14 protein-coding genes are annotated in these 11,715 nt (G+C 64.5%); 12 read left to right on the top strand and 2 right to left on the bottom strand.

What is annotated here, in order from left to right; translation table 11 throughout:
- Position 1: 1 nt before the first annotated feature.
- The 12 genes from puhA (at position 2) to DQG17_RS08595 (ending at position 9,792) form a co-directional block, all read left to right on the top strand.
- Positions 2–766 carry a photosynthetic reaction center subunit H gene (gene puhA, locus DQG17_RS08650; RefSeq protein ID WP_116132290.1) on the top strand — a complete coding sequence of 255 codons (765 nt, stop codon included), beginning with the start codon at positions 2–4 and terminating at the stop codon, positions 764–766.
- Between the two features lie 7 nt (positions 767–773).
- Complete coding sequence (gene puhB, locus DQG17_RS08645; RefSeq protein WP_116132658.1) at positions 774–1,394, top strand: photosynthetic complex putative assembly protein PuhB; 621 nt, start codon at positions 774–776, stop codon at positions 1,392–1,394.
- 9 nt (positions 1,395–1,403) lie between these two features.
- The gene (gene puhC / locus DQG17_RS08640; protein ID WP_116132289.1) at positions 1,404–1,871 is read left to right on the top strand and encodes a photosynthetic complex assembly protein PuhC; all 468 of its coding nucleotides are present in this window, start codon (positions 1,404–1,406) and stop codon (positions 1,869–1,871) included.
- 40 nt (positions 1,872–1,911) lie between these two features.
- Positions 1,912–2,205: a hypothetical protein gene (locus DQG17_RS08635; RefSeq protein WP_369908002.1), complete on the top strand. Its 294-nt coding sequence runs from the start codon at positions 1,912–1,914 to the stop codon at positions 2,203–2,205.
- Positions 2,206–2,219: 14 nt separating this feature from the next.
- Positions 2,220–3,296 (top strand): magnesium-protoporphyrin IX monomethyl ester (oxidative) cyclase, encoded by a 1,077-nt coding sequence (gene acsF, locus DQG17_RS08630; RefSeq protein WP_116132657.1) that lies wholly within the window; start codon positions 2,220–2,222, stop codon positions 3,294–3,296.
- A 10-nt stretch (positions 3,297–3,306) separates the two neighbouring features.
- A complete protein-coding gene (puhE, locus tag DQG17_RS08625) occupies positions 3,307–4,131 on the top strand; it encodes a putative photosynthetic complex assembly protein PuhE (protein ID WP_116132287.1) in 825 nt (274 codons plus the stop codon).
- Entirely contained in the window at positions 4,128–5,342 is a 1,215-nt protein-coding gene (gene hemA, locus DQG17_RS08620; RefSeq protein WP_116132286.1) for a 5-aminolevulinate synthase, read from the top strand. The genes puhE and hemA overlap by 4 nt, the downstream gene beginning before the upstream one ends.
- A gap of 55 nt (positions 5,343–5,397) precedes the next feature.
- Positions 5,398–5,826, top strand: a complete 429-nt coding sequence (locus DQG17_RS08615) for a cytochrome c family protein (RefSeq protein WP_116132285.1) — start codon at positions 5,398–5,400, stop codon at positions 5,824–5,826.
- A 139-nt stretch (positions 5,827–5,965) separates the two neighbouring features.
- Positions 5,966–7,612 carry a magnesium-protoporphyrin IX monomethyl ester anaerobic oxidative cyclase gene (gene bchE / locus DQG17_RS08610; protein ID WP_116132284.1) on the top strand — a complete coding sequence of 549 codons (1,647 nt, stop codon included), beginning with the start codon at positions 5,966–5,968 and terminating at the stop codon, positions 7,610–7,612.
- Position 7,613: 1 nt separating this feature from the next.
- Positions 7,614–8,189 (top strand): bacteriochlorophyll 4-vinyl reductase, encoded by a 576-nt coding sequence (gene bchJ, locus DQG17_RS08605; protein WP_157973554.1) that lies wholly within the window; start codon positions 7,614–7,616, stop codon positions 8,187–8,189.
- 30 nt (positions 8,190–8,219) lie between these two features.
- On the top strand, positions 8,220–9,158 hold the full coding sequence (menA, locus tag DQG17_RS08600) for a 1,4-dihydroxy-2-naphthoate octaprenyltransferase (protein ID WP_116132282.1): 939 nt from the start codon (positions 8,220–8,222) through the stop codon (positions 9,156–9,158).
- Between the two features lie 397 nt (positions 9,159–9,555).
- Positions 9,556–9,792: a hypothetical protein gene (locus DQG17_RS08595; protein ID WP_116132281.1), complete on the top strand. Its 237-nt coding sequence runs from the start codon at positions 9,556–9,558 to the stop codon at positions 9,790–9,792.
- A 106-nt stretch (positions 9,793–9,898) separates the two neighbouring features.
- On the opposite strand, the gene DQG17_RS08590 is transcribed toward DQG17_RS08595, so the two are convergent.
- Positions 9,899–10,873 carry a 2-dehydro-3-deoxygalactonokinase gene (locus DQG17_RS08590; RefSeq protein ID WP_232829366.1) on the bottom strand — a complete coding sequence of 325 codons (975 nt, stop codon included), beginning with the start codon at positions 10,871–10,873 and terminating at the stop codon, positions 9,899–9,901.
- The gene (locus DQG17_RS08585; protein ID WP_116132280.1) at positions 10,870–11,688 is read right to left on the bottom strand and encodes an IclR family transcriptional regulator; all 819 of its coding nucleotides are present in this window, start codon (positions 11,686–11,688) and stop codon (positions 10,870–10,872) included. The genes DQG17_RS08590 and DQG17_RS08585 overlap by 4 nt, the downstream gene beginning before the upstream one ends.
- Between the last annotated feature and the right edge of the window lie 27 nt (positions 11,689–11,715).

Below are 11,715 nucleotides of genomic sequence, written 5' to 3'. Positions count from 1 at the left end.
AATGACTGGTACGATCATAGGGACGCTCGATCTAGCGATGCTGTCTCTCTATCTGTTCGTCCTGTTTTTCATAGGGCTTGTCATCTACCTGCAAAGGGAAAACATGCGTGAGGGCTATCCCCTCGAGGATGAAAAAGGCGGCCTGGCCGCCAATCAGGGACCGCTCTCGGTGCCCGGATCCAAGACCTTCAAGCTGCCGCACGGGCGTGGCGAGGTCACAGTGCCAAGCTTTGACAGCGACCGGGACCGCGACTTTGCCATGGAGCAGGTCGAGGGATTTGGCGGCGCGGCCTTCGTGCCGACCGGCGATCCGCTGGTCGACGGCGTCGGCCCGGCGGCCTGGGCGCGTCGTCGCGACCTGCCCGAACTCGACGGCCGCGGCCACCCCAAGATCGTGCCGATGCGTGGCGTCGAAGGGTTCTTCGTTTCCGCCGGACGCGATCCCCGCGGGCTGCCGGTGGTGTCGGCCGATGGTCAGACCGTGGGTCAAGTGACCGACATGTGGGTCGACGAGCCCGAGCAGCACGTGCGCTATGTCGAGTACAAGCTCGCCTCGGACGAAACGATCCGGCTGGTCCCGATCGAACTGGTCCGGATCAAGAAGGACAAGGTGGCGGTGCATTCGCTCTATGCGGCCAATTTCGCCAACGTGCCCACGGTCCGGTCCGAGAACCAGGTGACGATGCTCGAAGAGGAAAAGATCTGCGCCTACTACTGCGGCGGCAAGCTCTATGCCTCTCCGGACCGCCTGGAACCGGCGTTCTGAGGCCGTCATGCCCCACGACGACATGCAGGTAGAACCGATCCCCGGTCTGCCGGAAGTCCTGCCAGAGGGGGAACACATCCTCTGGCAGGGTTCGCCTAACCCCTGGGCGCTGGCGCGCGACGCACTGCTGCTGCGCTGGGTTGCGGGATATTTCGGGCTGCTCGCCGTGTGGCGGGTGGTCGCCAAGGCCCCGCAGGAGGGCTGGCTTGGCGCGGTCGAGGGGATCGCCCCGCTGCTGATCCTCGGCGCGGTGGCATGCGTGCTGATCTATGGTTTCGCCTGGGCGCAGGCGAGGGCAAGCCTCTACACGATCACCAATCGCCGTGTCGCAATGCGGATCGGCGTGGCGCTGACGCTGACGATGAACCTGCCGTTCAGCCGTATCGGCTCGGCCGATCTGCAGACGCGGCGCGACGGCACCGGCACCATCGCCTTCGATACCTCGGGGGGGCAGCGGCTGGGCTATCTGATCTGCTGGCCACATGTCCGCCCCTGGTACATGTCGGATCCCCAGCCGGCGCTCAGGGCCATCCCGGATGCCGAGAAGGTGGCAAGGCTTCTGGCCGAAAACGTGCATCCCGCGACCGCAGTGCCCAACCGGGCGCCGACGGCGGTCGCCGCAGAATAGGAGACACAGATGGACCACGCAGAGCCATTCCACGCAGGTGAGCCCCACGACAAGGAGAAGATCCCGCGCCTTCTGGTCCGGGCCATGTTCGGGATGATGTTCCTGTCGCTGATCATGGTGAGCTATGCGCGCCTGACCGACCGGCCGCTCGAGGCAAAGCCCGCCGAGGGTCCGATCGCGCAGGAACGTGTCGTCTATATCTTCAGCGACATGACCGGGGCTGCGAAAGTTCTGGATCAAGGCGGCGCCGTGATCGCCGATCTGGGACCGGACGGCGGCGGGTTCATCAGCGGCGTTGGCCGGGCGCTTGAACGCGAGCGGGCCAAGACCGGCGTCAACCCGGACGCGCCCGTGCATCTCATCCGCTACGCGGACGGCCGGCTGGCACTGCGCGACGACTACAGCGGCTGGCGGATCGAATTGTTGGGCTTCGGCCGCGACAATGCAGCGGCCTTTTCCGGCTTGCTGGACAACTGACCAAACGAAACGCGAACAGGATCGGATGGGAGGACACACCATGATCTTTGGACGAAAGACGGAGCAGGCCCCTTGCACGGTCGAGGTCAGCCATACCTTCGACAGCCTTCATGCCCATGTGCGCTTCGACAACGGCGCCGTGGTCTATCCGGGCGACGAAGTGCTGGTGCATGGCGCGCCGGTGACGGCGTCCTATGGCGAGGTGGTGGTGGAAAATCGCGTTGCCACGATTTCCCGTGCCACCGGGGTCGAGCGGCTCTGGACCCGGCTGACCGGCGATCTGGGGTTCATGGAGCTTTGCGAATTCTCCTTCTCCGAGGAGGCGACGCTATGAACGCGCTCACCGGAATGTCCGATCAGGACATCAAGGAAATCCGCCGCGAGGTCAGCGAGACCACCGAGATGGCGGTGGAAACCACCCTGCTGGACCCGCGCTTCTATACCACCGATTTCGACGAGATGGACCGGATCGACGTGTCCCCCGTTCGCGAGGAATGGGATGCGTTGCTGGCGCAGATGAAGTCCGACCCGAACAAGGGCCATTTCAAGAAGAACGACGCCTGGGACCAGATCGACTGGGACGGGATGGAGCCGCAGCTGAAGAAGGAATTTATCGATTTCCTCGTCTCCTCGCTCACCGCCGAATTCTCGGGCTGTGTGCTTTACAAGGAGATGAAGCGGCGCGGCAGCAATCCCGACATCTGCGAACTGTTCACCTACATGAGCCGGGACGAGGCGCGCCATGCGGGCTTCATCAACGATGCGCTGCGCGAGGCGGGCATCGGGGTGAACCTGGGCTTCCTGAGCAAGGCAAAGAAATACACCTATTTCCGGCCGAAGTTCATCTATTACGCGACCTATCTGAGCGAGAAGATCGGCTATGCCCGCTATATCACGATCTTCCGTCACCTGGAGGCGCATCCCGAGCAGCGGTTTCACCCGATCTTCAAGTGGTTCCGGGAATGGTGCAACGACGAGTTCAGCCATGGCGAGGCCTTCGCCCTGCTGATGCGCACCGATCCGAAACTGACGCGCGGCGTGAATGTCTACTGGATCCGCTTCTTCCTGAATGCGGTCTTTGCCACGATGTGCGTGCGCGACCACCATCGTCCGGCGTTTCACAAGGCGATGAATGTCGACATCGACTGGTACGACAGGTCGGTGCTGCACAAGACCTCCGAGATCTCGCGCCAGGTCTTCCCGATCGTCGTCGATTTCGAAAGCCCGCGCTGGCAGCGCAACCTGATGCGCCTGCGGCGGGCCTTCGACGCCAAGGCGCGGGCCGCGGCGCGCGGCGGGGTCTCGGGCGCCGTCGGCAAGGCCTGGGCGAATGTCCGGGCGGCAAGCGCCTTCGTGGGTCTCTACCTCACGCCCGTCAAGTCCAACACACCGCCGGCGTCAAGCCGGCTGGTGCCCAGCTACTAGGGTGGAGCACGTGAGCACCTGGCACGCCGTCGCAATCGGGATCTTCGTCTGGTGGAGCTCCACCGGGGTGATCCTGATGGCGGTCCGTTGGGCCGACAGGGCGGGCGGGCGGGCGCACCTGCTGGCCACGCTCTGCGGGCTGCCGTTGCTCGCCATCGGCTGGGCGGGGCTTCTGAGCACCTGCGATGACCCGACAGCGCGCGGGGCGGTGATGGCCTTTCTCTCTGCCATCGCGGTCTGGGGCTGGTTCGAGCTGGCGTTCCTGTGCGGTGTTCTCACCGGGCCGAACGCGCGCGTCTGCCCCGAGGGTGTGCCCGGCTGGGAGCGGTTCCTCCGCGCCTGGGGGACGCTCGCCTATTCGGAACTGGCGCTGCTGGCCACGGCCGTCGGCCTGATCTTCTTCGCCTGGGGAACGGTCAACCCCTTTGGCGTCTGGACGTTTCTGGTGCTGCTGCTCGCTCGCGTCAGCGCCAAACTGAACCTTTATCTCGGGGTGCCCAACATCAACACGGAGTTTCTGCCGGTTCCCATGCGGCACCTCGCCAGTCACTTCCGTGTGGCACGTTGCAATGCGCTTTTTCCGGTGTCGATCACGCTGCTGACCTTTGCGACCGGCTGCTGGATGGAGCGGTTGATCGACCATGAAGATGCCAGCGGCCCGGCGACCGGCTTTGCGCTGCTGGCAGTCCTGACGGCGCTGGCGACGCTGGAGCACTGGCTGATGGTGCTGCCGCTTCCCGATGCGAAACTCTGGCGCTGGCTTTTGCCCGAGGCGCCACAGCACCCGCGGGATCCCGCGGCCCACGATGTTGCAAGAAAACGGAGAAGAGCATGAACTTCGATGAAATGTTCCAGCAACAGTTGGACGATTTGGCGGACGAGGGCAATTATCGTGTCTTTGCCGAACTCGAACGCTATTGCGGACGCTTTCCCAAGGCGGCGCGTCACGCCGAGGACGGACCCGGCGAGGTCACGGTCTGGTGTTCCAACGACTACCTCGGCATGGGCCAGAACCCGCAGGTTCTGGCGGCGATGCACGAGGCGCTCGATGGCTGCGGCGCCGGCGCCGGTGGCACGCGGAACATTTCCGGGACCAATCGCTATCACGTGCTGCTGGAAAACGAACTGGCCGATCTTCACGGCAAGGAGGCGGCGCTGCTGTTCACCTCCGGCTATGTCTCGAACTGGGCGGCCCTTGGCACGCTTGGCAATCGCCTGCCGGGCGCGGTGATCCTGTCGGATTCGCTGAACCATGCCTCGATGATCGAAGGCATCCGCCATTCCCGCGCGCACAAGAAGATCTGGGCCCACAACGACGTCGGCGATCTGGAACGCAAGCTCGCCGAATGCCCCGAAGACGCCCCGAAGATCGTTGCCTTCGAAAGCGTCTATTCAATGGATGGCGACATCGCGCCGATCGAAAAGATCCTTGACGTGGCAGAGGCCTATGGCGCCATGACCTATATCGACGAGGTGCACGCCGTGGGCCTTTACGGTCCGCGCGGCGGCGGTGTCTCGGAGCGCGAGGGGCTGGCAGACCGGATCACCCTGATCGAGGGCACGCTCGGCAAGGCCTTTGGCGTGGTCGGTGGCTATGTCACCGGATCTCACAAGCTTTGCGACTTCCTGCGCAGCTTTGCCAGCGGCTTCATCTTCACCACCTCGCTGCCGCCCGCGGTGGCGGCCGGTGCCGCCGCCTCGATCCGCCATCTCAAGGTGTCGCAGATCGAACGGATGCGCCATGGCCGGCAGGTTGCCCGGCTGCGCGAAAAGCTCGATGCGCACGGGATTCCGCATCTGCCGAACCCCAGCCACATCGTGCCGGTGATGATCAAGAACCCGGTGAAGTGCAAGATGCTGAGCGATATCCTGATGGATCGCTACGGGATCTATGTGCAGCCGATCAACTATCCCACCGTGCCAAAAGGCACCGAGCGGCTGCGGCTGACCCCAAGTCCGCTTCACACCGACGAGGACATCGATTATCTGGTATCGGCACTGTCCGATCTGTGGTCGCAATGTCTCCTCGCGAGAGAAGTTGCTTAAACGGGGCAATGGCGGCGACGTGCGGCGTCGCCCTGAAACAATCAAGGAGACTTACATGAAAGCCATTCTGTGGGCCACTGCGGCCCTGATAGCGATGCCCCTTTCCGCGGTTGCCCAAGGCGACGCGGCGGCAGGCGAGAAGGTGTTCAAGCAATGCCAAACCTGCCACGTCGTCGTGAACGACGCCGGCGAGACCCTTGCCGGGATGAAGGCAAAGGTCGGCCCGAACCTTTACGGCGTTCCGGGCCGTACGGCGGGAACTGTCGAGGGGTTCAAGTACTCCAAGTACATGGTCGAGGCCGGCGAAGCGGGTCTGGCCTGGAACGAGGATGACTTCGTCGCCTATTCGCAAGACCCGTCGAAGTTTCTTCAGGGCTATCTGGATGACAGCAAGGCGCGCGGCAACATGACCTTCAAGGTCCGCAAGGAAGAGGACGCGCGCGACGTCTGGGCTTTCCTGGTGTCGCTGTCGCCGCAAGACTGACATTTCCGGGCCACCCTTTCGGGAGTGACCGCGCTGTATTGTCCATGGGGGCCGGATCTGATCCGGCCCCTCTTGATTTATGTCAATCAAAACTGACAGAATGGGTGTTAGCTTTCGTGGACATAACGGGGCGCACGACATGCGAATTCTCTTCATCCATCCAAACTACAGGTCCGGCGGTGCAGAAATCGCTGGAAGCTGGCCTCCTGCCTGGGTCGCCTATCTTACCGGCGCCCTGAAAAAGGCGGGGTACTCCGACGTTCACTTCATTGACGCGATGACCAACAATCTCGATCACGAGACGGTTCGTCGCGGCATCCGCGAGTATAACCCGGACATCATCGGGGTGACATCGATCACCCCGTCGATCTACGAGGCCGAAACGCTTCTGAAGATCGCGCGGGAGGCCGCGCCGAACGCGCTGCGCGTGCTGGGCGGCATCCATGCCACCTTCATGTTCAAGCAGGTGTTCTCCGAGGCGCCCTGGGTCGACGTGATCGTGCGCGGCGAGGGCGAGGAGATCTTTGTCAACCTCGTGCGCACGGTGGACGAGGGCCGCTGGCCCGAAGACCGGCGCAAGGTGAACGGCCTGGCCTTTGTCGAAACCGAAGAAATCGTTGCGACGCCCGCGGCGGCGACGGTCAAGGACCTCGACGGGATCGAACCGGACTGGTCGATCCTCGAGTGGGAAAAGTACATCTACATCCCGCTGAACACCCGCGTCGCGATCCCGAACATGGCGCGCGGCTGTCCCTTCACCTGTTCGTTCTGCTCGCAATGGAAGTTCTGGCGCGACTATCGCGTGCGCGACCCCAAGAAGGTCTGCGACGAGATCCAGAATCTGATCGAAAAACACGACGTCGGCTTCTTCATCCTCGCCGACGAGGAACCGACCATCAACCGCAAGAAGTTCATCGAGTTCTGCCAGGAACTGATCGACCGCGGCCTGAACAAGAAGATCAAGTGGGGCATCAACACCCGCGTCACCGACATCATGCGCGACAAGGACCTGTTGAAGTTCTATCGCGAGGCCGGGCTGGTGCACGTTTCGCTCGGCACCGAGGCCGCAGCGCAGATGAAGCTCGACCAGTTCAACAAGGAGACCAAGGTTGCCGACAACAAGGAGGCGATCCGGCTCTTGCGCGAGGCCGACATCCTGACCGAGGCGCAGTTCATCGTCGGGCTCGACAACGAGACCGAGGAGACGCTGGAAGAGACCTACAAGATGTGCTGGGACTGGCAGCCGGATCTGGCGAACTGGGCGATGTACACGCCCTGGCCGTTCACGCCGCTGTTCCAGGAGCTGCGCGACAAGGTCGAGGTCTTCGACTACTCGCGCTACAACTTCGTCAACCCGATCATGAAACCGGCAGCGATGGACCGGGCCACGCTGCTCGACAGGGTGATGAACAACTATCGCCGATTCTATATGCGCAAGGCGCTGTTCTACTATCCGTGGCGCGGCACCGGGTTCCGCCGGCGGTATCTGCTCGGATGTCTGAAAGCATTCCTGAAGGCTGGCGTGCAGCGGTCGTTCTATGACCTCGGCAAGAACAACTACTGGGGGCCGCAGTCGAAGAAGGGGGTACACTTCGATTTCGACCTGAGCCGGCTTCCGGCGCAGGCGCAGATCGACGACTGGGAAGCCTCGGCTGACCGGGCGGCGAAGGCCAAGGAGCGGCGCGAGGCGGTCCGCACCCAGACCAAGGAACGCGCGGAAGAGCGTAATGCGGCCAAGGTCATGGCCTGCGGTGGCAGCACGCAGCAGCTGGCCGAAGAGGTCTGAGATGCTAGGCGCCAAGATCGGTCCGAATGCGGTGACGCAGATGCTCGGTCCGATCGAACACCGCTGCGGCGGCGAGACCCTGAAACGGGTTCTTGCCGCCGCGGGGATCGACCAGATGCCGGACATGGGCGGGCTGATGGACGAGGATCCGGCGATCCGCCTGCACGAGACGGTGCGCCAGTCCTTGCCCGACGATGCGGCCGAGATTGCCCGCGAGGCGGGCCTCCGCACCGGCGAATACATCCTCGCAAACCGCATTCCGAAACCCGTGCGCCTGTTGCTGCCGTGGTTGCCGGCCCGGATATCGGCGCGGCTGCTGGCGAAGGCGGTCTCGAAACATGCCTGGACCTTCGCCGGGTCGGGCAGTTTCTCGGTCGAATCGCTGCGTCCGCTGGTCTTCGTGATCGAGGGGAACCCGCTTGCGTCCCATGACGGATCGCCGGGCGGCATGTGCTATTGGCACCAGGCCGTGTTCGAGACGCTGTTTCGCAAGCTGGTCAGCCGCCGGGTGCAGGTGGACGAACTACAATGTTGCGGCAGGGGCGATGACTGCTGCCGCTTCGTGATCTTCTTCTGAGGCGACCCGACAGGTGAAGGGTCGAATGCCATGACAGCGGCCAAATCCACCCCACAGCCAATGGGTCCGGCGTTTCAGGATCTCGCAAAACTCTCACGCCCGGCGCTCTGGATCCTTGCCGCGCGGCTCAAGACGTTGGGTCTTTCGGTCGTGCCGGTGCTTGCGGGCACCTGGGTTGCGGCGCAATCGGGCGCGTGGCGGGTCGACGTGCTGTTTTCGGCCGCGCTTGCGGCCGCGGCCATCCAGATCGGCACGAACCTTTGGAACGACGCTGCCGACGCATCGCGCGGTGTCGATGGTCCCGACCGGCTCGGCCCGCCGCGCATGACCTCGCTGGGGCTGCTCTCGGCCGAGCATGTCCGGGTGGCGGCGCTGTTGTCCTTTGCCGTCGCGACGCTGTTCGGCCTCTACCTCGCGATGCTCGGCGGCTGGCCGGTCGTCGTGATCGGGCTCAGCTCGCTGGCGATGGGCTATCTCTATTCCATGGGGCCCTATCCGCTGTCCGGCTCGCCGCTGGGCGAGGGGCTGGTTGTCGCGTTTTTCGGCGTGACGGCGGTCGCCGGAACCGCCTATCTGAACGGGGCGCCGGTCACCTTGCAGAGCCTCTGCCTCGGGTTTGTCATCGGTCTGCCGGCGGCAGCGGTGCTTTTGGTCAACAATCACCGCGACCGGGTGTCCGACGCGCGTTCCGGCCGCCGGACGCTTGCGATCCTTCTTGGCGTCGCGGGCGCGCGCCGGCTTTATGCCGGGTTGCTGGCCGCCTCGCTGCTTGGGGCCCTGGCGCTTGGCCGGCCCGGCCCTGCGGGTCTTCTGGCATTCCTGCCGGCGGCGGTCCTTGGGGCGCTGCTGATCCGCGCGCTCTTCCGATTTCCGGTGTCGGCGCGGCTCAACCGGCTGATTGCCGGTACATCGGTCTTTCAGATCCTGCTGCTTGGGGCTGTCGTGATCTCAGGCGCGCTGAGTTCCTAGAAGGGCCACCGTGCCGCGCAGCACGAAAGGACAGGTCGAGATGAGACAGAAAGAAAAGGGAATGCCCGGACGCGCCAGGGCCGGCAGTGATTCGAGCATTGGCCCACGGGGCAGCAGAGGACCCTGACTCTGGCAGGAATGCGGATGCCGCGGCGCTGTCGAGATCGACGTCTTGCGCGGTTTTCCATGGCAGAATGGCACTGATTTTACCTGTCCGGGAGGTCGCCTGTCGCGACGCAACCCGGTGCAAAACGCGTGCCCGGACGGGCGGGCTGTCGCGCCGGCTGACCCTGAAAAGTCCTCTGAAAAGACCTCCGAAACGGCCGAAAACGCTTGGCTGCGTGGTTTCTTGAGGCGTAAACTTTGCCCATCCGAACGGAAAACGGGACCGAGTAGAATGTTCAATACCAAGCAACAAACAGCCATTCGCACAGGCGCGGCGGCAGTCATCGTGTTCATGATCAGCCTGATCGCTGGCATGCCTTTCGGTGCGGCGCTGGTCTGGGGGCTAATCTGTGGCGCGGCATTGCTGCAGTTGCTGCGGCAGAACCTGTACGTCGCGGAAGGGACCGACATTCTCCACGGCGTTTTGCATGACGTCCGTACAAGGGCCGGTGTGGTCCATTCTGAATAGTTGAGGACGACCGCGGCAGGGGACGACGCCGGTTCACCCGCTTTGCGGAAACCGTCGCTTCGATGTGCGGGCGCCCGCACGATCTGTGCTGCGCCGTGTCCGGCGGCTATTTTCGAACCGAAGCGATCTTGTCGATCAGCCCCGCGGCGCAGGCGAGTTGGAACAGACCGGCGGGCGCGGTGTTGGCCAGCGTCGCTGGCGTCACCCCGGCCAAGACCTGCAGCGCCTCGGCATAGCGGGCGCAAAGCCGACCTTCGCCGATCAGGAGCGGCTGGCGCGCGCCCGGCCGGAGCAGCGTCTGCCAGCGCGCCCGGGCCGAGACGATCTCGGCGCCGATCAGAATGCCCGACAGGCAATCGGCAAGGCACTCGGGCGCCATCCGTTTGAACAGTCCCAGTGTGCGCACGGCAAAAAGCTGGTGGGGCAGGTCGCCCGGGCGGCTGTCCCGCGCGATCTCCAGCCCCTTGCGGAAGGCTTCGGCAGATTGTGCCGCATCGGGGGATGCGGGTTCCATCAACCGGCCGAGGATAGACTGCGCCGACAGCACCGCGAACAGCTCGCCCGTCATGTAGGTCGCAAAGCGCAGGATGCGTGCGCCGTCCACCTCGACCCATTTCGAATGGGTGCCGGGCAGGATCGCCAGCGTCGTCCCGGCCGTGGTCTGCGCCAGCGCACCGGCGATCTGGATCTCTTCGCCGCGCATCACATCGGGGATGCCGTCTGCCGCCTCAAAGCTGAGGCCGGGCGCGATGGTCAGCCGCACGCCATGGGGCGCCGCGATCGTGACGGCGTTTCCGGCCAGTTCGCCCAGATCGGCGGGGCAGGCGACATAGGGCGCCTCCTGCCAGCCCTGCGCGCTGCCGACCATGCCACAGGCGACGGCCTTGCGGATGCCGTGCTGACCGATCCAGTCGCCACAGAGCGCCGAAAACGTCTCGCGGAACCCGGCCTCGCCACGGTTGCGGAGTGCCTGGATGCCGTCCGATCTGGCGCGGGTTTCGATGACGGCGCCGCTGGCATCCATCAGGAAGGCGCGCAGGCTGGAGGTGCCCCAGTCGAGAGCGATCAGCTTGTCGGTCACGTTATTGTCTCTCCACTCCAGCCGAGGTCCCTTGAGATGGCGTCGGCCGCTGCCCGCACCCGTGGCCCCAGACGGTCCATGCGCTCGGGCGGCATGAAGGGCACGGCGCTGGCCACGCTGATCCCGGCGACCGCGCGGCTGCGCATGTCGAACACGGGCGCGCCGACGCAACGGATGCCGATCTCGTTCTCTTCGAAATCGAGCGCCCAGCCCTGCTGGCGATAGCGTGCCATCCGCGCGGCATAAGCGTCCCAGGGCGGCAGGGCCGGATGCGCCGCCTCGGTCGCGACCGCGGCGTCATAGAACCCGCGCCAGCTATCCCCGGGCAGCCCCAGCATCATGCCCTTGCCGACCCCTGTCGAGGCCACGGGCATGCGTTTGCCGACCTGCGAGCGCATTTCAAGGCTGCGCAGGCCCGGCAGCTTGGCCAGATAGACCAGCGCCTCGCCCTCGATCACCGCCAGATGGACGGTGTCGCTGGTGTCCCGGGCAAGCGTCTCGAGGTGCGGGCGCGCGATTTCGGCAAGCGGTCGCTGCTCCAGCCCCTTGAGGCCCAGCCCGATCAGCTTTGGTCCGATGATGTAACCCTTGTAGGGCAGATGATGCAGGTATCCCTGCGCGACAAGGGCTGCGAGCATCCGGTGAACCGTGCTGCGCGGCTTGCCAAGGGCGGCCGCGATGCCCTTGGCGTCGTCGATCCCGCCCGCCACGCAGTCGAGGATCGCGAGACCGCGCAATAGGCTTTGCGTGCCGGCGGCGGGCTCGCGCCCCGTGGCCTTGGTGTCTTCGCCGGTCGATCCGCTATCCGGAGTCATGGTTGCTGATCCCGTTGTTTCGCCATC

Source organism: Tropicimonas sp. IMCC34043 (genome assembly GCF_003390845.1).
In the GTDB taxonomy this organism is placed as follows: Bacteria; Pseudomonadota; Alphaproteobacteria; order Rhodobacterales; family Rhodobacteraceae; genus Tropicimonas.
This window is presented reverse-complemented; position numbering and strand designations above follow the sequence as displayed.

Bases quoted from the DNA above. Each gene is read 5' to 3' on its own strand.
- DQG17_RS08595 (WP_116132281.1), top strand. From the start codon at position 9,556: ATGTTCAATACCAAGCAACAAACAGCCATTCGCACAGGCGCGGCGGCA.
- acsF (WP_116132657.1), top strand. From the start codon at position 2,220: ATGTCCGATCAGGACATCAAGGAAATCCGCCGCGAGGTCAGCGAGACC.
- DQG17_RS08615 (WP_116132285.1), top strand. From the start codon at position 5,398: ATGAAAGCCATTCTGTGGGCCACTGCGGCCCTGATAGCGATGCCCCTT.
- puhB (WP_116132658.1), top strand. From the start codon at position 774: ATGCCCCACGACGACATGCAGGTAGAACCGATCCCCGGTCTGCCGGAA.
- bchE (WP_116132284.1), top strand. From the start codon at position 5,966: ATGCGAATTCTCTTCATCCATCCAAACTACAGGTCCGGCGGTGCAGAA.
- DQG17_RS08635 (WP_369908002.1), top strand. From the start codon at position 1,912: ATGATCTTTGGACGAAAGACGGAGCAGGCCCCTTGCACGGTCGAGGTC.
- puhC (WP_116132289.1), top strand. From the start codon at position 1,404: ATGGACCACGCAGAGCCATTCCACGCAGGTGAGCCCCACGACAAGGAG.
- bchJ (WP_157973554.1), top strand. From the start codon at position 7,614: ATGCTAGGCGCCAAGATCGGTCCGAATGCGGTGACGCAGATGCTCGGT.
- hemA (WP_116132286.1), top strand. From the start codon at position 4,128: ATGAACTTCGATGAAATGTTCCAGCAACAGTTGGACGATTTGGCGGAC.
- menA (WP_116132282.1), top strand. From the start codon at position 8,220: ATGACAGCGGCCAAATCCACCCCACAGCCAATGGGTCCGGCGTTTCAG.
- puhA (WP_116132290.1), top strand. From the start codon at position 2: ATGACTGGTACGATCATAGGGACGCTCGATCTAGCGATGCTGTCTCTC.
- DQG17_RS08585 (WP_116132280.1), bottom strand. From the start codon at position 11,688: ATGACTCCGGATAGCGGATCGACCGGCGAAGACACCAAGGCCACGGGG.